Source organism: Betaproteobacteria bacterium, assembly GCA_016709965.1.
In the GTDB taxonomy this organism is placed as follows: domain Bacteria; phylum Pseudomonadota; class Gammaproteobacteria; order Burkholderiales; family Rhodocyclaceae; genus Azonexus; species Azonexus amarohabitans.
Window position 1 is genome coordinate 945,645 of the sequence record JADJLT010000001.1, and the last position, 22,211, is coordinate 967,855.

Genomic DNA, 22,211 nt, shown 5'->3' on the forward strand with positions numbered 1-22,211 from the left:
TCCCCGATGTCTGACATTGCAGCCGTGGCGCCGGCCGCCTGGTTCTCCTCGGCCGGCGCCACCTTCCTGCTGATTGCGCTGGCCGAAATCGGTGACAAGAGCCAACTCGTTTGCATGACACTGGCCGCGCGCCATCGCGGACTGCCGGTGGTGCTCGGCGCCATTACCGCCTTTGCCGTCCTCAACCTGCTCGCCGTGCTGTTTGGTGCAGCCGTTGCTGCGTGGTTGCCGACATGGGTCGTCACCGCGGCGGTTGCCATGCTGTTCGCGGTCTTCGGCATCAGCGCCCTCCGCTACGAGGAAGACGATGGGGACGAGGAAATTGAAGAAAAGCCCGGCCACGGCATTTTCGCGACCACCTTCCTGATGATTTTTCTCGCCGAATTCGGCGACAAGACGCAGATCGCCGTTGCCGGACTGGGCAGCACCGCGAGCGCCACCGCCACCTGGGTCGGCGCCACGCTAGCGCTGAGCGTGACCTCAATCCTCGGCGTTTTCGCCGGGCGTCACCTGCTCAATCGCCTGCCTTTGCGCTGGATTCACCGGATCAGCGGTGTTTTTTTCCTGTTGCTGGCCTTGCTCGCGGCATTACACCTGCTCGGAATATTTTGATTTTCGGCTTTTTTTCCGGTTGACCGTGGCAATCGGAAAAACCTGCTTCAAGCCGTTAGGCGGAGCAATTCCCGGGCATGCTGCAAGGTGATCTCGGTAATCTCGACCCCGCCCAGCATGCGGGCGACTTCCTGAACTCTGCCATCGTCGTTTAGCGGCTGTATGGCACTCAGCGTCACGCCATCCCGCGTTGACTTACTGACCTGCCATTGCCAGTTGGCCTGCGCTGCGACTTGCGGCAAATGAGTGACGCAAAGCACCTGACGTTCACTACCCAGTTCACGCAACAAGCGTCCGACAATTTCAGCGACGCCGCCGCCAATGCCGACATCGACCTCATCAAAAATCAGCGTCGGCACACTGGCCGAGCGCGAAGTCAGCACTTGAATGGCCAGGCTGATGCGCGAGAGTTCGCCGCCAGAGGCGACCTTGGCCAGTGGCTTGGCTTCGTTGCCGGCGAGGCCGCCGATGCGGAATTCGACCTGTTCCAGCCCGTAGACTGCACCGTCTGCAAGCATTGGCAAGGCCACTTCGAAACGACCGGACGACAGTGCCAGCTGACGCATGATTTCGCTCACCGCCTTGCCCATCTCGATGGCGGCATTCTTGCGGCCGACCGAGAGCTTTTGGGCAATCGTCAGATAGGCCGCTTTGGCGGCGACAAGCTTGGTTTCCAGTGCCGCCAAATCGGCCGACTCATCGAGCTCGGCCAAGCGCTGCCGCCAACCGGCCAGTAATCCAGGCAGCTCCGGCGGCTGCACACGATTTTTGCGGGAATGAGTCATCACCGCTTCCATGCGGCGCTCAACCTGGGCCAGACGGGCCGGGTCCAGATCAGCCCGGTCGGCATAACGGCGCAAGGTCGACACGGCGTCGGATAGCTCTGCCTGCACGGAGCCGATCAGATCGGCCACCTCTTCCAGCGCCGGATCGTATTCCGCCAGATTGGACAGGCGGGTGGCGACGCTATCGATCTGCCGTTCACAGGCGGCGTCATCTTCCGAGAGCACAGCCAGCGCGTATTGGGCGCCTTCGATCAGGCTGGCGGCATGGCCGAGGCGGCGGTGCTCAACATCGAGCGTCGCCCATTCGTCTTCGCCAAAGGCCAGCGCATCGAGTTCACCGATTTGCCATTGCAACTGATCACGTTCGCGCTGCAAGGAGTCGGCGCTTTGACTGGCCGTGCGCAGCATTTGCTCGGCATCGCGCCAGACTTTCCAGGCGGCGCTGACTTCACGCGCTTGTCCGATCAAGCCGGCGTGCGTATCGAGCAGCGTGCGTTGGGCTTCCGCACGCAACAGCGACTGATGGGCATGCTGGCCGTGGATATCGACCAACCATTCGCCGACTTCGCGCATCTGCTGGACGGTGGCCGGCGAGCCGTTGATGTAGGCACGGGAACGGCCACCGGCATCGACGACGCGGCGCAGCAGCAATTCGCTATCGCGGTCGAAATCGTTGGCCGACAACCACTCACCGACCTGCGGCAAGCCGGCGATGTCGAAAGTCGCCGCCACCTCGGCCTTGTCGCAGCCGGAACGGACGACAGCTGCATCGGCGCGCTCGCCAAGGGCCAGCGCCAGCGCGTCGATCAAAATTGACTTACCGGCCCCGGTTTCCCCGGTCAACGCGCCAAAACCGGCCAAAAACGAAAGTTCCAGCCGGTCGACAATGACGAAATCACGAATAGTCAGGTGCTGCAGCATCAGGTGCCTCTTGGCCGCTCACTCCACTGCAGTTTCTGGCGCAGCATGGCGAAATAGCTGTAGCCCGGCGGATGCAGGAAACGGATGGCGTGCTCGGAACGACGCAAGCGGACGCAATCGTTGCGCTCAAGGTCGAGCGTCACCTGGCCGTCGAAGTGCACGCGCGGGTCGTCGGCGCTGGCAATGCGCAATTCGATGTCGGCACTGTCGTTGACGATAATGGGCCGGTTGCTCAAGGCATGCGGGCAGAGCGGCACAAGGGCGATGCCGGCGGTGGTCGGATGCAGAATCGGACCGCCGGCCGACATCGAATAGGCGGTCGAACCGGTTGGCGTCGACACGATCAGGCCATCGGAGCGAAGGTTGTAGATAAATTCGCCATCGATGAACAACTCGAATTCAATCAGCCGTCCAATAGCTCCCTTGTCGACCACGACATCATTCAACGCCATGTTCGAGGCGATTTCCTTGCCGTCACGTGTCACCTCGGCGGCCAGCAGCATTCGGTCTTCTGGTGTAAAGCGGCCGTCGATCAGATCGTCCATGCAGGTCAGCATATCTTCGCGGGCAATGTCGGTCATGAAACCAAGGCGACCCTGATTGACACCAACCAGCGGTACACAATAGCGGGCCAGACGGCGCGCCGCATTGAGCATGGTGCCATCGCCGCCGAGCACGATAGCAAGGTCGGCATGGGCGCCGATGTCGTTGAAGCCGCAGGTTACCCAACGCGACAGATCGACCTTTTTGCCGATATGTTCCGCCGTCTCGCGTTCAATGAACACGGTAATCCCGCGCTCATAAAGATATTCGGCCAGACGACGCAACGACTCGGCAATCTCCATGCTATGGTATTTGCCGACCAGTGCGATGGTCCTCGGGGAACTAGCGGAAGCGAAGCTTCTATTCATGGGATCGAATTCTTGCATAAAAAACGTCTTGCGGCGCTTACGCCAGATTTTTGTACAATCCATCCATGCTTGATGAACGCGCGCGCACCCTCCTGAAAACCCTGGTCGAACACTATATTGCCGACGGGCAACCGGTTGGCTCGCGTGCGCTGTCCAAATTTTCCGGCCTCGATCTGTCCCCGGCCACCATCCGCAATGTGATGGCCGACCTTGAAGAAGCCGGCTTCGTCGCCAGCCCGCACACCTCGGCCGGACGCATTCCCACGGCGCGCGGTTATCGGCTATTTGTCGACACCTTGCTCACGGTGCAACCGCTCGAAGCGCGGCAGATGGGTCAGATGGAGGAAGCGCTGCATGGCCGACCATCCAGCCAGATCATCGCCAGTGCCTCGCAACTGCTCTCCAGCCTGTCACATTTTGCCGGTGTCGTTATCGCGCCGCGACGCAAGGCCAGCCGTATCCGCCAGATCGAATTCCTCAGCCTTTCCGAAAAGCGCATCCTGCTCATCATCGTCACGGCTGACGGCGACGTGCAGAACCGCATCGTGACGACTGACAAGGCTTATTCGTCTTCCGAACTGGTCAGCGCCGGCAATTACCTGACACAAAATTTCGCCGGCCTCGATTTCGAGCAGATTCGGCATCGCCTGTCGGCCGAAATCCAGCGATTGCGCGAAGACATCAAGCCGCTGATGGCGCTGGCGCTCGATGCCGGTGACGCGGCAATGGCTGAAAACTCTGCCCCTTATGTCATTTCCGGCGAGCGCAACCTGCTTGATGTGGAAGAGTTATCGTCCAACATGAAGCGCCTGCGGGAGCTGTTTGATCTTTTCGAGCAACGCTCCAGCCTGATCGGCCTGCTCGACATTTCCAACCGCGCCGAGGGCGTGCAAATTTTCATTGGCGGGGAATCGGGCATCGCCCCGCTCGACGAATGCAGCGTCATCGCCGCCCCCTACTCGGTCGACGGCATGATCGTCGGCTCGGTCGGCGTCATCGGCCCTACGCGCATGGCCTACGAGCGCGTCATCCCCATCGTCGACATCACCGCCCGCCTGCTTTCCAGCGCCCTCTCCTACAAGACTGATCACTAATGCCCCGTTTCCTCCCCGAACCACCGCATCGCCACGGCACTGCGGCCAGCACCGCTGTCGTCCTCGTCAATCTCGGCACGCCGGATGCACCGACCGCGCCGGCCTTGCGGCGTTACCTGAAGCAGTTTTTGTCCGATCCGCGTGTTGTTGAAATCCCCAAGCCCATCTGGTGGCTGATCCTCAACGGCATCATCCTCAACATCCGACCGAAAAAATCGGCCGCCAAGTACGCCACCGTCTGGATGCCGGAGGGCTCGCCGCTGCGCGTCCATACCGAACGTCAGGCCAAACTGCTCAAGGGCCTGCTCGGCCAGCGCGGCCATCACCTGACCGTTACCTCGGCCATGCGTTACGGCTCGCCGTCGATACCCGACACCCTCGCCCACCTGAAGGCCGAAGGCGCCAGGCGCATTCTGATTGTGCCGATGTACCCGCAGTACGCCGCCAGCACCACGGCAACCGTGGTCGACGATGCCTGCAACTGGCTGACCACGATTCGCAACCAGCCAGAAATGCGCTTTACGCGAAATTTCCATGATGACGAAGGCTATCTGGCCGCACTCGAAAAATCCGTGCGCAAGCATTGGCAGACCAATGGCACCCTAGGCGACAAAGACCGCCTGCTCATCAGCTTCCACGGCCTGCCGAAACGCAGCCTGGATCTTGGCGACCCGTATTTCTGCGAATGCCACAAGACGGGCCGCCTGCTGGCCGAACGCCTGAACCTGAAGCATGAGCAATTCCAGATCTGCTTCCAGTCCCGTTTCGGCAAGGCTGAATGGCTGCAACCCTACACCGCGCCGACGCTGCACGAATGGGCCCAGAAGGGCATTCGCCGCGTCGATGTCATCTGTCCCGGTTTCGTCGCCGATTGCCTGGAAACACTGGAGGAAATCGCCCAGGAAGGCCGCGATGACTTTATCAAGGCCGGTGGCAAGGAATACCACTACATCCCCGCACTCAACGAGGACGACGCCTGGATCAAGGCACTGGCCGACATCACCGAACAACATCTGGCTGGCTGGTCGACCAAGAGCGTCATCGATCCGCACGCGCTGGAAACCAGCGCTCGACAAGCGATCAAGTTCGGCGCCCGCTCTTGAAATATCCGAAACACCACAAATATAAGTACGACCTGATATTTGGAGTTCGCGATGTCTGAAGAAAGCCTTCACCTCGTCTGCCCGCACTGTTCCACGGTCAACCGGATTTTTGCGCAAAAATTGAAAGATTCGCCGAACTGCGGCCATTGCAAACAGCCACTGTTCAACGGCGAACCTGCCGAATTGACCGCCGCCAATTTCGACCGCCACATTTCACGCAACGATTTGCCGGTCGTCGTCGACTTCTGGGCACCATGGTGCGGCCCTTGCCGGCAGATGGCGCCCAACTTCCACCAGGCCGCCATCGATCTGGAACCATACGCACGCTTGGTCAAAGTCGATACCGAAGCTGAACAGCAGCTCGCCGCCCGCTTCAACATCCGCAGCATCCCAACCCTGGCCATCTTCAAAAACGGTCGCGAAATCGCCCGCCAGAGCGGCGCACTTGATCTCGGTTCACTGAAGCGCTGGATACAGCCCCACCTCGACAAGCCCTGACGCTCTCCTGCGGGCGCCGAGATCGAATACACCATCAAAGCCGTCAGCGCCGGCCTGCATCTGCCTGATGCAGCTGCCTGAACGGCTAACCCCAGCCCCCGAAATCAGCCCCGGTGCAGCGAGTTAACCGCAGTCGCGTCAAGCCACATCACTGCACCGCCTGCCCTCACAAAAAGCCCTATAGAAAATTTGAGAAAGTTCGCATTTATAGAATATTTTTGCAGTAAGCGACGAGTGCTGGCACAATTCAGAAAATTGATCTGACTGCCTGATCGCAAGGCAGCTTCCGTGAGGGGACATGATGCTAAGATTTTCTGATTTGAGGATCTGGATACGCCTCACTGCTGCTATCTGGGTAGTTCTCGCCATCATTTGGGCAAGCGCCATCGTCTGGACCACACAGGTCAATCGCGAAACGGCCATCCGTCAGGCTCACGATTTTTCCAAAAGCATCCACGAAATGACCATGGCCGGCCTGACCGGAATGATGATCACCGGAACCGTCGGCCAGCGCGAAGTCTTTCTTGACCAGATCAAGCAATTGTCGATCATCAAGGACTTGCAGGTTGCCCGCAGCGACGCGGTCATCAAAATGTTCGGCCCGGATACCAAGAGCACACGACAACTCACCCCGCTTGAGAAACAGGTCATGAGCACCGGCACGCCTTACATGTCGGTCGAAACCGCAAATGGCAGCTCATTTCTCAACGTCATCAACCCGACGAAAGCCTCTCAAAACTACCTCGGCAAGGACTGCATTGCCTGCCACCAGGTTCCCGAAGGCACCGTGCTCGGCGTTGTCAGCATGAAGGTTTCGCTGGACTCCGTCGAAGCCGAAGTGTCGGCCTTCCGGCTGAAGATTGCCGGTGCTGCCATCGTTGCGCTGGGAGCCCTGCTCGTCATCATCTACCTGATCACCAATCATTTCGTCACCACCCCGCTCGAAAACCTGCGCAAGGGACTGAGCGATATCGCCCGGGGTGAAGGTGACCTGACCTGTCGACTCCCCGTCAAGGGCAAGGACGAGGTTGGCCAGGCAGCCCTCGTTTTCAACGAAATGATGGAAAATTTCAACCAACTGGTCCGCCAAGTCCGGGAATCCGCCAGCCAGGTTACCGTCCGTGTTGCCGCGCTGTCCGAGAGCGCTGACCGGGTGACGCAAAGCTCGCACCAGCAGAATGAAAAATCGAATGAGGCGGCAACGGCCGTCGAGCAACTGGTGTCCAGTATTTCATCGATTGCCCGTAGTGCGGAACACGTCCAGCATCAATCGCAGGAGAGTCTGTCGCGGGCTAACGAAGGCAGCCGCAACCTCACTGTATTGCTCGGCGAAATGACCGTCGTCGAACGCGCCGTCAAGGAAATGGCTGACTCGGTCAATAATTTCGTGCGCAATACCGAGGCAATCACGATGATGACCCGTGAAGTCAAGGACATCGCCGAACAGACCAACCTGTTGGCCCTCAACGCTGCCATTGAGGCAGCAAGGGCGGGCGAACAGGGGCGCGGCTTTGCAGTCGTCGCCGATGAAGTACGCAAGCTGGCTGAAAAGTCATCTCGCTCAGCCACGGAGATCGACACCATCACGGCCAGCCTTAGCGCCCAGTCGGTAGCCGTTCGGCGCAGCATCGAGGCCGGTTTGTCCCATCTGGAAAGCAGCCAGGCTGCGGTCACCTCGGTGTCCAGCATCCTGGAAGCGACCAATGGGTCAGTCACCGAGGTCGGTCACGGCCTCGATGCCATCGCCGAGGCGACCAATCAGCAACGTCGCTTCTCGGGAGATGTCGAAAGCAGTATCGAAGCCATTGCCGGCATGGCGCGCGAAAACACGGGAACGGTTGAACAGACAGCCGGAGCAGCACATGACCTGAAGCAACTGGCTGAAGGGCTATCAACACTGGTCGGACGCTTCAAGGTCTAATCCGGCAAAACCCACCAAAACCGCCCAACAAGGCGGTTTTTACATCGGCGCCAGCTCCATGTCCAAGCCGCCGGGTCGCGACGAAGAACCCGGTGCTGAATCACTGGTACTCTGCACAGCCGGTGTCCCGTGGGTAGCGGCAATTCGATTGACTTCCCGCATGCGCTTGATCAGCTTGGACAACAAACCGCTGCGCATGCGTTCGAGCAGCTCTTCCGACGACAAGGCCAGCGCTGCCGCGTTGATTTCCAGGAAATGGGTCGGCTCCAGCGTGACCACCGTCGAATGGCGAAGGTCATTCGTTGGGTGGAGATAGGCGACCTCGCCGATCGGCTCGCTGGGACCAAGCCGGCACAGCGCCTTGCCATCGATCGACACTTCGACAGAACCGGACAGGATGATGCCGAAAAACTTGTTACGGTCGCCCTGGCGGATCAGCGCCACGTTGGGCAACACTTCACGCCACACCGAAACCCGCAGCACCTCCCAGATTTCAACGTTCTCAAACTCGGTGAAGAAATCGAGCCGGCGCAGCATCTCGAAATGACTGGTGTCGTTGACCGTCTCGTCCTCGTCGAGAATCTGGTAACGCACTGCCGACAGGTCCTTGGCGAACTCGGTGCCATTGCGGTAGCGACTGTAGAGATCTTTCTCCAGCGCCCGACGCATGATGCCGTTGAGGCCTTCCGGGAGGTTCGGATTGAGCGCCGTGACAGCCGGCGCATCGGTATTGATAATGCGATAGATCAATGTCGCCTGATTATTGGCACGAAACGGCAGGCGGCCAGTCAGCAACTGGAACATCAGGACGCCGAGCGAATAGAGGTCGGTCTTCTGGTTGAGCGGATAGCCCTTGATCTGCTCCGGCGACATGTAGGCAGGCGAGCCGACCCCCATGATGAAGGTCGAGTCGCGATCCATGTCCTTGTTCATGTTGAGTGCAAGGCCAAAGTCGGCAATTTTCGGCTCATCACCGGCCGCTATCATGATGTTGGCCGGCTTGATGTCACGGTGGATGATGCCCTGCCGATAAGCAGCATCGAGCGCCATGGCGCATTTGAAGATAATGCCGATCACCCGGTGCATGGGCAGCAACTTGTCGATTCGGCAATTCTCTTCGAGCGTGAAACCGTTGATGTACTCCATGGCCAGATAAGCGAAATCATCTTCAACGACGGCTTCGTAAACCTGAACAATATTGGGGTGATTGAGGCGCTTGGAGACCATGCCCTCGTTCTGGAACAGCTTGCGCATGCGGCGCGACATGGCCGCACAATCCTGCCCGAAGCTGATCACCTTGACGGCGACCTGGCGATCGGAATCCGGGTCATCACAGAGGTATACCGTGGCGGTCGCGCCCTTGCCGAGCTCGCGAACCACCCGATATTTGCCGATTTTTTCCATTCAGGATGCGCTATAGAAACTCATTAATTTATCGTAGCACGCGAGCAATCCGAGGAACATCAATTTTGCCGCTCAAAAAAAGCCTCGACTAACTCTTGAAACGCGCGGAATCACCCCCAGATGCTTTGCAGATTTTTGGGAGAACCACGCATGACGAACACCGAAAGCAATCAGGAACCCGCCCTGGGTAATGAACCGCTCGTTGAAGCAAACGTTGAAACGACCGCTGGACCAAGCGTTGATGTACATACGGACACCCTGCCGAGCGTCGAGGAACAATTCCGCGCCCTCGAATTGAAGGCAGCAGAACACTACGATGCCTGGCTGCGCGCCAAGGCGGAGGGCGAAAACATTCGCCGCCGCGCCCAGGATGACATTTCCAAGGCGCACAAATTTGCCGTCGAGCGTTTCGCTGGCGAACTGCTGGCCGTCAAGGACAGCCTTGAGGCCGCTTTGGCCGTGCCGGAACAAACAGTTGACAGCTTCAAGTCCGGCGTTGAACTGACCCTGAAGCAACTGAGCGCCGCTTTCGAAAAGAATGCGCTGAACGAAGTCAGCCCGGCTGGCGAGAAGTTCGATCCGCACAAGCACCAGGCCATCGGCATGGTGGATTCCGAGCAGGAAGCAAACACCGTCGTCACCGTGCTGCAAAAGGGCTACATGATCGCCGACCGCGTGCTGCGTCCGGCCCTGGTCATGGTCGCCAAGGGCAAATAAACAAATTTCATTTTGGGGCGTTTTTTCCGGTTGACCGCAGGAATTCAGAACCCAGCGGCTTGAAATCAGGACCAAAGCCCCCAACTCACGAACATCAGCAATTCACTTTAAGGAACGAATCATGGGCAAGATCATTGGTATTGACCTCGGCACCACCAACTCCTGCGTCGCCATCATGGAAGGCGGCCAGCCGAAGGTTATCGAAAACGCCGAAGGCGCACGCACCACGCCGTCCGTCATCGGCTACACCGAAGATGGCGAAATCCTGTGCGGCGCCCCGGCCAAGCGCCAGGCTGTCACCAACCCGAAGAACACGCTGTACGCAGTCAAGCGCCTGATCGGCCGCCGCTTCGAAGAGAAGGAAGTACAGAAGGACATCGCCCTGATGCCTTTCAAGATCGTCAAGGCCGACAACGGCGACGCCTGGGTTGAAGCGCGCGACAAGAAAATCGCCCCGCCGCAGGTGTCTGCCGAAGTGCTGCGCAAGATGAAGAAGACCGCCGAAGACTACCTCGGCGAAGAAGTGACCGAAGCCGTCATCACCGTGCCGGCCTACTTCAACGACAGCCAGCGCCAGGCGACCAAGGACGCCGGCCGCATCGCCGGTCTGGAAGTCAAGCGAATCATCAACGAGCCGACCGCTGCTGCCCTCGCCTTCGGCATGGACAAGACCAGCAAGAGTGACCGCAAGATCGCCGTTTATGACCTCGGCGGCGGCACGTTCGACATCTCGATCATTGAAATCGCCAATGTCGACGGCGAAACGCAGTTTGAAGTGCTGGCCACCAATGGCGACACCTTCCTCGGCGGCGAAGACTTCGACCAGCGCCTGATCGACTACATCATCGACGAATTCAAGAAGGAATCCGGCGTCAACCTGAAGGCCGACGTCCTGGCCCTGCAGCGCCTGAAAGAAGCCGCTGAAAAGGCCAAGATCGAGCTGTCCTCCAGCCAGCAGACCGAAATCAACCTGCCTTACATCACCGCTGACGCCTCAGGTCCGAAGCACCTGGCCCTGAAGGTCACCCGCGCCAAGTTCGAATCGCTGGTCGATGAACTGGTCGAGCGTACCGTTGCCCCGTGCGTCATGGCACTGAAGGATGCCGGCTGCAAGATCAGCGACATCGACGACATCATCCTGGTCGGCGGTCAGTCCCGCATGCCCAAGGTGCAGGAAAAGGTCAAGGAAATCTTCGGCAAGGAACCGCGCAAGGACGTCAATCCTGACGAAGCCGTTGCCGTCGGTGCTGCCATCCAGGGCGGCGTGCTGCAAGGCGAAGTCAAGGACGTGCTGCTCCTTGACGTCACCCCGCTGTCGCTCGGTATCGAAACCCTGGGCGGCATCATGACCAAGCTGATCCAGAAGAACACGACGATCCCGACCAAGGCCTCGCAAGTCTTCTCGACCGCCGATGACAGCCAGTCTGCCGTGACCATCCACGTGCTGCAGGGCGAGCGCGAAGTCGCTTCCGGCAACAAGAGCCTGGGCCAGTTCAACCTCGAAGGCATCCCGCCGGCACCGCGTGGTACGCCGCAGATCGAAGTCACCTTCGACATCGACGCCAACGGCATCATGCACGTGACCGCCAAGGACAAGGCCACCGGCAAGGAAAACAAGATCACGATCAAGGCCAACTCCGGCTTGAGCGAGGCTGAAATCCAGGCCATGGTCAAGGATGCCGAGCTGCACGCCGAAGACGACAAGAAGGCGCACGAACTGGCCGATGCCCGCAACCAGGCCGACGGCATGGTGCACATGGTCAAGAAATCGCTGACCGAGTACGGCGACAAGCTCGACGCGGCCGAAAAGGCCACCATCGAAGCCGCCATCAAGGATGTCGAGGACGTGCTGCGCGAAGGCGACAAGGAAACCATCACCGCCAAGACCGAAGCCCTGTCGGCTGCCGCCCAGAAACTGGGTGAAAAGATGTATGCCCAGCAGCAACAGGCTGAAGGCGCTGCCGCTGATGCAGCGGGTCAGCAACAGGCTGGTGGCGAAAAGACCGTCGAAGGCGATGTCGTCGATGCCGAATTCACCGAAGTGAACAAAGACAAGAAGTAATTTCCGGCCACACGGCCCGGCGCCGAGCCTACCGGAACTTCCGGCGGCGCTCGGCGCCTTTGTCACTTGACGGGTAGAACAAATGTCAAAACGCGATTTTTACGAAGTGCTTGGCGTCAATCGCGACGCCAGCGAAGACGAGATCAAGAAGGCCTACCGCAAGATGGCCATGAAACATCACCCCGACCGTAACCCGGACAATCCGGCGGCCGAGGAGAAGTTCAAGGAAGCCAAGGAAGCCTACGAAATCCTGTCGGATAGCCAGAAGCGTGCTGCCTACGACCAGTATGGTCACGCCGGCATCGAGCAGCAGGCGGGCATGGGCGGCGGCGGCGGTGGATTTGCCGACGCTTTCGGCGGCATCTTCGACGAAATTTTCGGTGGCCGCGGTGGCGGCGGCGGTGGTCGTTCCAACATCTATCGTGGTGCCGACCTGCGCTACAACCTGGAAATCACGCTGGAACAGGCTGCCCACGGCACGGAAACGAAGATTCGCATTCCGACCATGGAAGTCTGCGAGCCCTGTCACGGCAGTGGCGCCAAGCCGGGCACCCAACCCAAGACCTGCCCGACCTGTGGCGGCTCTGGCCAGGTGCGACTGCAGCAAGGTTTTTTCTCGATCCAGCAGACCTGCCACAAGTGCCACGGTACTGGCCGCTTCATTGCCGACCCTTGCAAGAGCTGCGACGGCGCTGGCCGCGTCAAGCAACACAAGACGCTGGCTGTAAAAATCCCGGCCGGCGTGGATGAGGGCGATCGCATACGTTTGTCCGGCGAAGGTGAACATGGCGTCAATGGTGGCCCCTCGGGCGACCTGTACGTACAGATTCATCTCAAACAGCACGCCGTCTTCACCCGTGACCACAACGACCTGCATTGCGAGATGCCAATTTCCTTCACCGCGGCAGCACTCGGTGGCGAAATTGAAATCCCGACACTGGACGGTGCCGCGGCCATCAAGATTCCGGCTGAAACCCAGTCGGGGCGTGTCTTCCGTCTGCGTGGCAAAGGCATCAAGGGCGTTCGCAGTCACACCCATGGCGACCTGTTGTGTCACGTGGTTGTCGAAACGCCGGTCAATCTGACCGACCGCCAGAAGGAACTGCTGCGCGAACTGGAAGAATCGAGCCACGATACCGGCAAGCACAATCCACGCTCCAAATCGTGGATGGACAAGGTTAAGGACTTTTTCGCCGAATGATGCGCGTTCCTGGTCGTGGCAAACCGCCACTGCTAGTGAAGAAAGCCAGCCCCGGTCAGCCAAAGTTTTCGGCCCCGGGGCTTTTTCATTTTTGGCCATTTTTTCCGGTTGACCGTGGCACCCGGAAATTCACCACTGAGAGCCGTGATCCCGCCCCCTGCGCGACTTTTGACTGATAGAATCATCGGGTTAAAGCGAAAACTGGGGTAGATACATGCGAGTCATCAAACGACTGGCCGCGATTGGCGCCATGGCTTTTTCTGCGTTGTGCTGCGCGGAACCCGGCATTACCGCCAGCACCATCACCCTCGGCATGTCTGCGCCCTTCACCGGGCCAACTGGCGCTTACGGCATCGACATGCGGCAAACCATCGAGGCCTATTTCAACCAGATCAACAAGGCAGGCGGCATCAATGGTCGCAAACTGGAACTGATTGCCCTGGACGATGGTTATGAAACCGAGCGCACGGTCGCCAACACCAAAGCACTGATCAAGGACAAGAACGCTTTTGCACTGCTCGCCTACTACGGCTCCAGCCCGACCACCGAAGCCATGAACACGGTCTTCGGTCCCGCCGGCGTACCGCTGGTGGGCACCATATCCGGCGCTGCCTCCTTGCGCGAACCGGTCAGCAGCAATCCGAATTCGCGTTATATGTTCAACGTCCGCGCCAGCTATGCCGATGAAACGCAAGTCATCATCGACCAGATGGTCTCCATCGGCCTGAAAAACATCGCTGTCTTCTACCAGAACGATGGTTTCGGCAAATCCGGTCTCGATGGCGTGACAGCGGCACTCAAGAAGCACAAGCTCGCCCCTGCAGCCGTCGGCACCGTCGAGCGCAACTCGCTGGATGTCACCAAGGCGGTCGAAACCATCGCCAAGACAAACCCGCAAGCAGTGGTCATGGTCACCCTCTACAAACCAACCGCCGCCTTCGTCAAAGCCATGAAGAAGGCTGGCCAAAATCCAATGCTGACGACCTTGTCACCCATTGGCCCCGCCTTCTTGACGGCAGAACTGGGCGCAGACGCCCGCGGAATCGGCATTTCCCAGGTGGTTCCCTACCCATGGAACAACGTCGTCCCGGTCGTTCGCGAGTATCAAAAGCTGTCGGCCAAAACCGCCTACTCCTACTACGGTCTGGAAGCCTACCTGATGGCCCGGACCATGGTCGAAGGCCTGAAGCACGCCGGCAAGGATCTCACCCGCGAGAAACTGGTCACGGCACTGGAAGGCCTGAACAACACCGATTTGGGCGGCTACCAGCTCAGCTATGACAGCAATTCACGGCCCGGATCCCGTTTTATCGAACTGACGGTCATCGGTGCAGGCGGCAAGATCCTGAAATAAGGCATCAAGAGACCAATAAAAAGCCAATAAAAATCGGCCCGGTAAAGGGCCGATTTTTTTACTTCTCTCGCCTCGGCCTGATCAGGCTCGACGCCAGCTTGTTCCCTGGGCGCTGTCATCCAGCGCGATGCCAGCCGCCTTCAGCACGTCACGAATGCGATCCGACTCGGCAAAATTCTTTGCCTTCTTGGCCGCGGCACGGTCGGCTATCATTTGCTCGATGGCCGCCTCGTCCAGCCCCCCGGCAGCGGCTCCACCCTGCAAATACGCCATGGGCTCCCGTTCAAGCAGGCCGATCAAGCCACCCAGCATCTTCAAGAGCCCGGACAACTCGCCACTTTTCTGTCGATTCGCCTCGGCCGCCAACTCAAAGAGCACGGCCACTGCACCATGCGAGTCGAAATCTTCGTTCAGCGCAGCGGCAAAGCGCGCGGCGAAGTCATTTGTCCAGTCAATGGCAGCTATCACCGGCGGCACGTCACGCAAGGTGAAATACAGGCTGTCCAGGCTGCGCTTTGCGTCGTCGAGATGCGCATCGGAATAGTTCAGCGCACTGCGGTAATGGGCGCGCAGGATGAAATAGCGCACCACTTCGGCATCGAACTGCTCAAGTACGGTACGAATCGTGAAGAAATTGCCCAGCGACTTCGACATCTTCTCGTTGTCGACACGAACGAAGCCGTTGTGCATCCAGTAATTGACGTAGTCGCAGCAATTCGCCCCTTCGGACTGGGCAATTTCATTCTCGTGGTGCGGGAACTGCAAATCCTGACCGCCTCCATGAATGTCAAAATGCTTGCCGAGTATCGTCGAGCTCATGGCCGAACACTCAATGTGCCAACCCGGACGCCCTTCGCCCCAAGGCGATTGCCATGCTGGCTCACCCGGCTTGGCATGCTTCCACAACACGAAATCAAGCGGGTCCTGCTTGGCCGAATCGATTTCCACCCGCTCACCGGCACGCAAATCGTCAAGCGACTTGCCAGACAGCTTGCCGTAACCGGGAAACTTGCGCACCGCATAATTTACGTCACCATCCACCGCCTGATAAGCCAGACCGCTGGCTTCCAGCTTGCCGATCAGGTCAAGCATTTCCGGCACATAATCCGTCGCCCGCGGCTCGTGATCAGGGCGCAAAACACCGAGCGCATCGGCATCTTCGTGCATGTAGCCGATAAATCGATTGGTCAGTTGCTGAATCGTTTCGCCATTCTCGGCCGCCCGCTTGATGATCTTGTCGTCAATATCCGTAATGTTGCGGACATAGGTAACGTCGTAACCCGAGGCCCTCAACCAGCGATACACCATGTCGAAAACAACCATGACCCGGGCATGCCCGAGGTGGCAGTAATCATAGACAGTCATGCCGCAGACATACATGCGAACCTTGTTGGGTTCGATCGGGGTGAAAACCTGTTTTTCGCGCTTGAGGGAGTTGTATATCTTGAGCATGCCGGGAGCAATTCAGGGCGGCGCCGGTTTGCGAATCCCTATGGAATCACCGACGTTTTTGGTAGAATCGTTGGATTGTATAACCCCGAAAAGTATAGCATAGCGATGACCTCTATTTCCCTGCTCCAGCCCCGTTTTCAGCAGCTCAAGACGCTGCGTGCACTGGCGATCGGCTTGGCCATCGGTTTTGGCGCCCCCGCTTTTGCCGACAACCTGCCGGAAGTACAACGTCTGATCAAGCAAGGGCAGTACCCGCAAGCACTGGAAAAAGTGGATGCCTATCTGAGCAACAAGCCCAAGGATGCCCAGGGTCGCTTTCTGAAGGGACTTATCTATACCGAGATGAACAAGCCGGCCGATGCCATTGGCGTGTTCACCAAGCTTTCGGAAGACTATCCGGAGCTGCCGGAGCCTTACAATAATCTGGCGGTGCTTTACGCCCAGCAAAAACAATACGACAAGGCTCGCACGGCGCTTGAAATGGCAATAAGGACTCATCCGTCATATGCCATTGCCTACGAAAACCTCGGCGATGTCTACGCCAAGCTGGCCAGCCAGGCCTACGACAAGGCGCTGCAACTGGATAACGCCAATTCGGCGACCCAGAACAAGCTGGCCCTGATCCGTGACCTGATCACCACGTCCGGCAAGGGCAATGTCAAGCCGCAAGCAACGCCTGTCGTGGCGGCCGCTCCCATTGCGCCTCCCCCGGTCGCACCAGCTGCCGCGCCCGTACCGACGCCCCCGGTTGTCGCAAAGCCAGCGGCGCCGACGGCGCCGGCAACCGCCACGATCATCGCCTCCACGCCGGGCGCAGCCGCAGCCACCACTTCGACGGCTGTAGCACCGGCAACCAAGCCGGCACCGGCACCAACGCCAGCTCCGACCAAGGCAGCCGCCGGCAGCGACGAAGTCATCAAGGCCATCTCGGCATGGGCTGATGCCTGGTCACGCAAAGACATGAGAGGCTATCTGAACGCCTACGCCAGCAGCTTCGACACGCCTAACGGCATGAGCCGCAAAGCTTGGGAAAAAGAACGCGAACAGCGTATTGCCGGCAAGGGTGGGAAGATCTCCGTCACCTTCGACGACCCACAAGTCACCATCAATGGCGACAAGGCGACAGCCAAGTTTCGCCAGCACTACAAGGCATCCAGCCTGAGCAGTTCCACCACGAAAACACTGGTCTTTGTACGCTCGGGTAGCAAATGGCTGATCAAGGAAGAAAACGCACGGTGAAATTCAGCCGTAAATTCATTCTCCCCGGGCTGGCGGTGCTACTGGCCGCCGGTGCAGCAGCACGTTTGTCAGAAAGGCCGACGGCCTCCGCCGTCACCGTAAACGAACTATCAACGATTGCGCTAACGCGGCAAACGGCTGAGCAGAACAGCACCGAATCTGCATTTTCGGCCGTTGTTTCGGACTCCGGTCCGGAAGAAACCCTGGCTAGAATTTTCAAGGAAATTGAAGCCAATCGCCTGAACAACGCGCTGCAGCTCACCGAATCACTGCTGCGCCAGCATCCGAATTACCGTCTGGCGAACCTGATCAAGGGTGACCTGCTGCTCGCCCGTACGCAACCGATTCGCTCCTTTGGCGCACTAAACGACGCACCCGCCGACAAGGTTGCCGACCTGCGCGCTGAAGCCATTGCCCGTCTCAATGCCTATCGCGAAAAGCCGCCGACCAATTTCGTGCCGCGCTATCTGCTGCAGATGCAGCCGGATCAGCATTTCGCCATCGTGGTCGACACTAAACGCTCACGGCTGTATCTGTATGAGAACGACAAGAGCAATGGCGGACGACCACGATTTGTTGCCGACTATTACATCACCCAGGGCAAGCTGGGTGCCGAAAAGGTCAGTGAAGGCGACAAGAAGACCCCGGTAGGGGTTTATCACGTTACCGCCAATCTTCCCAAGCAGAAGCTGGCCGACCTGTACGGCAGCGGCGCCTTCCCACTCAGTTATCCCAATGAGTGGGACAAGCATCAAGGTCGCAGTGGCAGCGGCATCTGGCTGCACGGCACGCCTTCCAACACCTTCGCCCGTCCGCCTCGCGCCTCTGACGGTTGTGTTGTGCTGACCAATCAGGATCTGGATGTAGTCGCCAAGGATTTGCAGGTGGGCCTGACCCCCGTGATCATCAGCCCCTCGGTCGAGTGGCTTTCACTGGATGACTGGGCCAAGGAACGCGGCGAACTGAACAAGACGATCGAAACCTGGCGTGCCGACTGGGAAAGCCGCGATACCGAGCGCTACCTGAAGCACTACTCGAAGCGCTTCAAATCCGGCAACCAGAGTTTTGACGAATTCGCCGCCCAGAAAATGCAGGTCAATGCCAGCAAGGAATGGATCAAGCTGAAGGTAGACAACCTGTCCGTCTTCCGCAATCCGGGCAAGGAAGAAGTCGTCGTCGTCACTTTTGACCAGGATTATCACAGCAATAATCTGGACAATCAGATGAAGAAGCGCCAGTACTGGCTGCGTGAAGATGGACAGTGGAAAATCATTTATGAAGGAAGTGCCTGATGTTGAAACAAGTTTCTGCACTCGCTGCCGGCCTGCTGGCCTCGCTGGCCGTGTGGGCAGCCCCGACCGTCGAGATGACGACCAACCTGGGAACATTCACGCTTGAGCTGTTTCCGGAAAAAGCGCCGAAGACCGTCGAAATGTTCCTGTTCAACGCCAAGCACGGTTTTTACGAAGCAACCATTTTCCATCGCGTCATCGACGGTTTCATGATTCAGGGCGGCGGTTTCAACCGGGCCATGGAAGAAAAGAAAACCTTGACCCCGGCGCTGCAGAACGAAGCCACCAACGGCCTGAAAAATGAGCGGGGCACCGTTGCCATGGCCCGTACACAGGACCCGCATTCAGCCCGCGTCCAGTTCTTCATCAACCTGAAGGACAACGACTTCCTGAATCACAAAACCTCCGGCGACCCGCGCGGCTGGGGCTATGCCGTCTTCGGCAAAGTTACCCAAGGCATGGATGTCGTCGACAAGATTGCCAAAGTGCCGACAGGCAACGCTGGCTATTACGAAAACGTTCCGACCACCCCAGTCGTCATCCAGAACGTCAAAATCATCTCCGAAAAATAAGGATTACCCAATGATCAAGCTCACCACCAATCACGGTGTCATTACCCTCAACCTCGACGCCGAGAAGGCCCCGAAGACGGTCGCCAACTTCATTTCCTATGTTGAAGCCGGTCACTACAACAACACCGTCTTTCACCGCGTCATCAAGAACTTCATGATCCAGGGCGGCGGCATGGAGCCGGGCATGAAGCAGAAGGAATGCAAGGCGCCGATTGAGAATGAGGCTGGCAATGGCCTGAAGAACAAGCGCGGCACCGTCGCCATGGCCCGCACCAACGATCCGCATTCAGCCACCGCACAGTTCTTCATCAACACCGTTGACAACGATTTCCTCGACTTCAAGGCGCCTTCGGGCCAAGGCTGGGGCTACTGCGTGTTCGGCGAAGTTGTCGATGGTCTTGATGTGGTCGACAAGATTCGCGCCGTCAAGACCGGCACCAAGGGTTTCCATCAGGACGTACCGGCTGAGGATGTGATCATCGAGAAGGCCGAGATCGTTTGATCTTCTTCATCTCTGATCTGCACCTGTCGCCCCGGTCACCCGGGGCGACTCGTTTGTTCCTCAGCTTTCTTGCCGGTCGTGCCCGTCAGGCCGAGGCGCTGTACATCCTTGGCGACCTTTTCGAGGTCTGGGTCGGCGACGACATCAACGATCCTTACGCGGCGCAGATCACTGCCGCCTTACGCGCTGCCAGCGATGCCGGGCTGAAAACCTACTTCATGCATGGCAACCGCGATTTCGCCATCGGCGAACAGTTCACTGCGGCGGCCGGCATGACGCTACTGCCCGACCCTTACGATCTGGTATTGCCGGAATGGTCCTTCGTGCTGTCGCACGGCGATGCTCTGTGTCTCGATGACCACGCCTATATGGCCTACCGCGCCAAGGTGCGCAATCCTGAATGGCAGCGGAAAATGCGCGCCAAACCGCGTTTCCTGCGCAGCCTGCTCGGCCGCTACATCCGCTGGCGCAGCGCCCGGCGCAAGCGCAGCGAAAACTATGTTTATGCCGATCTTAATGGCCCGGCGACTGACGATTTCCTGCGCGACCACGGCTATTGCACCTTCATTCACGGCCACACGCATCGACCGGAAAAACACGATCACATCGTTGATGGCATTCATGTCGAACGCTGGGTTCTGTCGGACTGGCACGAGGACCGGGCCGAAGCGCTGGTCTGGGATGGCGAGTCACTGAGTCGCGAAGCCATCCAGTGAACATTTCAATTTTGACCAAAATTTCCGGTTGACCGTGGAAAACCCTTCCGCCCTCGCCATTCTGCGCGACGTCTTCGGCTACCCGGCTTTTCGTGGTGCGCAGGCCGAGATCATCGACCATATCGGCAACGGTGGTGATGCACTCGTCCTCATGCCGACCGGCGGTGGCAAGAGCCTGTGCTATCAGATTCCCGCCCTGCTCCGTCCCGGCTGCGCCATCGTCGTCTCGCCGCTCATCGCGCTGATGCAGGATCAGGTCGATGCTCTGACCCAACTCGGCGTCAAGGCTGCCTGCCTGAACTCGACGCTGGACTGGCGCGAAGCGCAGGCCATCGAACAGCAGATGTTTGCCGGCCAGATCGACCTCGTGTACATCGCGCCGGAACGCCTGCTCGTCGACCGTACCTTGTCGATGATCGATGCGCTATACGAAGCCGGCAAGCTGGCCCTGTTCGCCATTGATGAAGCGCACTGCGTTTCTCAGTGGGGCCACGATTTCCGCCCGGAATACCTGCAGCTGTCGACGCTGCACGAACGCTACCCGAATGTCCCGCGTATTGCGCTGACGGCCACTGCCGACAAGGCAACGCAGCGCGAAATGCTGGTCCGTCTAGGCCTGACCGCTGCACGCGTTTTCCTGTCCAGCTTTGATCGCCCGAACATCCGTTACACCGTGGTCGAGAAGGACAACGCCAAGAAGCAGTTGCTGGGCTTCCTGGCCGGGCGCAAGGGCCAGGCCGGCATCGTCTATTGCCTGTCGCGCAAGAAGGTCGAGGAAACGGCCGAATGGCTGTCGGCCCAAGGCTACCCGGCCCTGCCCTACCACGCCGGCCTGCCCGCCCCGACGCGCGCAGCCAACCAGCGCCGCTTCCTGCGCGAAGAAGGGCTGATCATGTGCGCCACCATCGCCTTTGGCATGGGCATCGACAAGCCGGACGTACGCTTCGTCGCCCACCTCGATTTGCCAAAGAGTATTGAAGCCTACTACCAGGAAACCGGCCGCGCCGGCCGTGATGGCGAGCCGGCCGAGGCCTGGATGGCCTACGGCATGCAGGACGTCGCGCTGCAGCACGCACGCATCGCCGAATCCGGCGCTGGCGAAGGCCAGAAAATTCTTGAAGCGCAACGCCTGACCGCCCTGCTCTCCTACTGCGAAGCGCCGCGCTGCCGACGTCAGGTACTACTCAATTATTTCGCCGAAGAGCGTGAGCCTTGCGGCAACTGCGACGTCTGCATCGAACCTCCGGAACTGTGGGATGGCACGCAGGCGGCGCAAAAAGCGCTGTCGGCCATTTTCCGCACCGGTATGCGCTTCGGCGTAACCCATCTGACCGACGTCCTGCGCGGCAAGGCGACTGACAAGATCAAACAGTGGCATCACGACCAGTTGCCGACCTTCGGCGTTGGCGCCGATCTCGACGACCATGGCTGGAAGAGCGTCTTTCGTCAGCTTGCCGCAGCCGGACTGGTCCATGTCGATATGGCCGAACATGGCGCGCTGCAGCTCACCGATCCCGCTCGTGAAGTGCTGAAAGGACAGCGCAAGGTGCAATTGCGCCGGCCGGCCAAACGCAAGGCAACATCGTCGTCTCCACGCGGCAGTAGCACCGTGGTGCATAGCGAACTGTCTTCGGCTGATGAGGTGCTTTTCCAGCTCTTGCGCAGTTGGCGCAGCGATACGGCCAAGGAACAAGCTGTCCCCGCCTACGTTATTTTGCACGACAAGACCTTGCGCGAACTGGCCGAGGTCCGTCCAACCAGCCATGGCATGCTGGCCGGCATCACCGGCATGGGGAGCGCCAAGATTGACCATTACGGCGCAGAATTGCTCGATCTGATTCGCAACGAGGGCTGA

At 59.0% G+C, this 22,211-nt stretch carries 19 protein-coding genes; 15 read left to right on the forward strand and 4 right to left on the reverse strand.

Annotation, left to right across the window (positions count from 1 at the left end; all coding sequences use genetic code 11):
• The first annotated feature begins 6 nt into the window (after nucleotides 1-6).
• Complete coding sequence (locus IPJ12_04740; GenBank protein MBK7646475.1) at nucleotides 7-612, forward strand: TMEM165/GDT1 family protein; 606 nt, start codon at nucleotides 7-9, stop codon at nucleotides 610-612.
• A gap of 47 nt (nucleotides 613-659) precedes the next feature.
• Here the strand turns inward: IPJ12_04740 and recN are convergent, their stop codons facing one another.
• Both recN and IPJ12_04750 read right to left on the reverse strand, forming a co-directional pair.
• A complete protein-coding gene (recN, locus tag IPJ12_04745; protein ID MBK7646476.1) occupies nucleotides 660-2,318 on the reverse strand; it encodes a DNA repair protein RecN in 1,659 nt (552 codons plus the stop codon).
• Entirely contained in the window at nucleotides 2,318-3,247 is a 930-nt protein-coding gene (locus IPJ12_04750) for an NAD kinase (protein MBK7646477.1), read from the reverse strand. Before IPJ12_04750 ends, recN begins: the two co-directional genes overlap by 1 nt.
• A 47-nt stretch (nucleotides 3,248-3,294) precedes the next feature.
• Between IPJ12_04750 and hrcA the strand changes: the two genes are divergently transcribed.
• The 4 genes from hrcA (at nucleotide 3,295) to IPJ12_04770 (ending at nucleotide 7,845) form a co-directional block, all read left to right on the forward strand.
• The gene (gene hrcA / locus IPJ12_04755; protein MBK7646478.1) at nucleotides 3,295-4,323 is read left to right on the forward strand and encodes a heat-inducible transcriptional repressor HrcA; all 1,029 of its coding nucleotides are present in this window, start codon (nucleotides 3,295-3,297) and stop codon (nucleotides 4,321-4,323) included.
• Nucleotides 4,323-5,426, forward strand: coding sequence for a ferrochelatase (locus tag IPJ12_04760; GenBank protein MBK7646479.1), 1,104 nt, complete (start codon nucleotides 4,323-4,325; stop codon nucleotides 5,424-5,426). Before hrcA ends, IPJ12_04760 begins: the two co-directional genes overlap by 1 nt.
• Nucleotides 5,427-5,477: 51 nt before the next feature.
• On the forward strand, nucleotides 5,478-5,924 hold the full coding sequence (gene trxC, locus IPJ12_04765) for a thioredoxin TrxC (protein MBK7646480.1): 447 nt from the start codon (nucleotides 5,478-5,480) through the stop codon (nucleotides 5,922-5,924).
• 301 nt (nucleotides 5,925-6,225) lie between these two features.
• Nucleotides 6,226-7,845, forward strand: coding sequence for a methyl-accepting chemotaxis protein (locus tag IPJ12_04770; protein ID MBK7646481.1), 1,620 nt, complete (start codon nucleotides 6,226-6,228; stop codon nucleotides 7,843-7,845).
• A gap of 39 nt (nucleotides 7,846-7,884) precedes the next feature.
• Here IPJ12_04770 and IPJ12_04775 read toward each other — a convergent pair whose 3' ends face one another.
• Nucleotides 7,885-9,249: a protein kinase gene (locus IPJ12_04775; GenBank protein ID MBK7646482.1), complete on the reverse strand. Its 1,365-nt coding sequence runs from the start codon at nucleotides 9,247-9,249 to the stop codon at nucleotides 7,885-7,887.
• Nucleotides 9,250-9,399: 150 nt separating this feature from the next.
• Here IPJ12_04775 and grpE point away from each other — a divergent pair, with 150 nt between their 5' ends.
• The 4 genes from grpE (at nucleotide 9,400) to IPJ12_04795 (ending at nucleotide 14,583) form a co-directional block, all read left to right on the forward strand.
• Complete coding sequence (gene grpE, locus IPJ12_04780; GenBank protein ID MBK7646483.1) at nucleotides 9,400-9,966, forward strand: nucleotide exchange factor GrpE; 567 nt, start codon at nucleotides 9,400-9,402, stop codon at nucleotides 9,964-9,966.
• Nucleotides 9,967-10,087: 121 nt separating this feature from the next.
• Nucleotides 10,088-12,028 (forward strand): molecular chaperone DnaK, encoded by a 1,941-nt coding sequence (dnaK, locus tag IPJ12_04785; GenBank protein MBK7646484.1) that lies wholly within the window; start codon nucleotides 10,088-10,090, stop codon nucleotides 12,026-12,028.
• 82 nt (nucleotides 12,029-12,110) lie between these two features.
• Nucleotides 12,111-13,229, forward strand: a complete 1,119-nt coding sequence (gene dnaJ, locus IPJ12_04790) for a molecular chaperone DnaJ (protein ID MBK7646485.1) — start codon at nucleotides 12,111-12,113, stop codon at nucleotides 13,227-13,229.
• A gap of 214 nt (nucleotides 13,230-13,443) precedes the next feature.
• Nucleotides 13,444-14,583, forward strand: a complete 1,140-nt coding sequence (locus IPJ12_04795) for an ABC transporter substrate-binding protein (protein ID MBK7646486.1) — start codon at nucleotides 13,444-13,446, stop codon at nucleotides 14,581-14,583.
• Nucleotides 14,584-14,664: 81 nt separating this feature from the next.
• Here IPJ12_04795 and IPJ12_04800 read toward each other — a convergent pair whose 3' ends face one another.
• Entirely contained in the window at nucleotides 14,665-16,035 is a 1,371-nt protein-coding gene (locus IPJ12_04800) for a cysteine--tRNA ligase (protein MBK7646487.1), read from the reverse strand.
• Between the two features lie 105 nt (nucleotides 16,036-16,140).
• Here IPJ12_04800 and IPJ12_04805 point away from each other — a divergent pair, with 105 nt between their 5' ends.
• From IPJ12_04805 to recQ, 6 genes are all read left to right on the forward strand, one after another.
• The gene (locus IPJ12_04805) at nucleotides 16,141-17,274 is read left to right on the forward strand and encodes a tetratricopeptide repeat protein (GenBank protein ID MBK7646488.1); all 1,134 of its coding nucleotides are present in this window, start codon (nucleotides 16,141-16,143) and stop codon (nucleotides 17,272-17,274) included.
• A 116-nt stretch (nucleotides 17,275-17,390) separates the two neighbouring features.
• Entirely contained in the window at nucleotides 17,391-18,566 is a 1,176-nt protein-coding gene (locus IPJ12_04810) for a L,D-transpeptidase family protein (protein MBK7646489.1), read from the forward strand.
• Complete coding sequence (locus tag IPJ12_04815) at nucleotides 18,566-19,138, forward strand: peptidyl-prolyl cis-trans isomerase (protein MBK7646490.1); 573 nt, start codon at nucleotides 18,566-18,568, stop codon at nucleotides 19,136-19,138. The genes IPJ12_04810 and IPJ12_04815 overlap by 1 nt, the downstream gene beginning before the upstream one ends.
• A 10-nt stretch (nucleotides 19,139-19,148) precedes the next feature.
• Nucleotides 19,149-19,640 carry a peptidyl-prolyl cis-trans isomerase gene (locus IPJ12_04820; GenBank protein ID MBK7646491.1) on the forward strand — a complete coding sequence of 164 codons (492 nt, stop codon included), beginning with the start codon at nucleotides 19,149-19,151 and terminating at the stop codon, nucleotides 19,638-19,640.
• Nucleotides 19,637-20,356, forward strand: a complete 720-nt coding sequence (locus IPJ12_04825) for a UDP-2,3-diacylglucosamine diphosphatase (protein ID MBK7646492.1) — start codon at nucleotides 19,637-19,639, stop codon at nucleotides 20,354-20,356. Before IPJ12_04820 ends, IPJ12_04825 begins: the two co-directional genes overlap by 4 nt.
• Before the next feature lie 58 nt (nucleotides 20,357-20,414).
• Nucleotides 20,415-22,211 carry a DNA helicase RecQ gene (gene recQ / locus IPJ12_04830; GenBank protein MBK7646493.1) on the forward strand — a complete coding sequence of 599 codons (1,797 nt, stop codon included), beginning with the start codon at nucleotides 20,415-20,417 and terminating at the stop codon, nucleotides 22,209-22,211.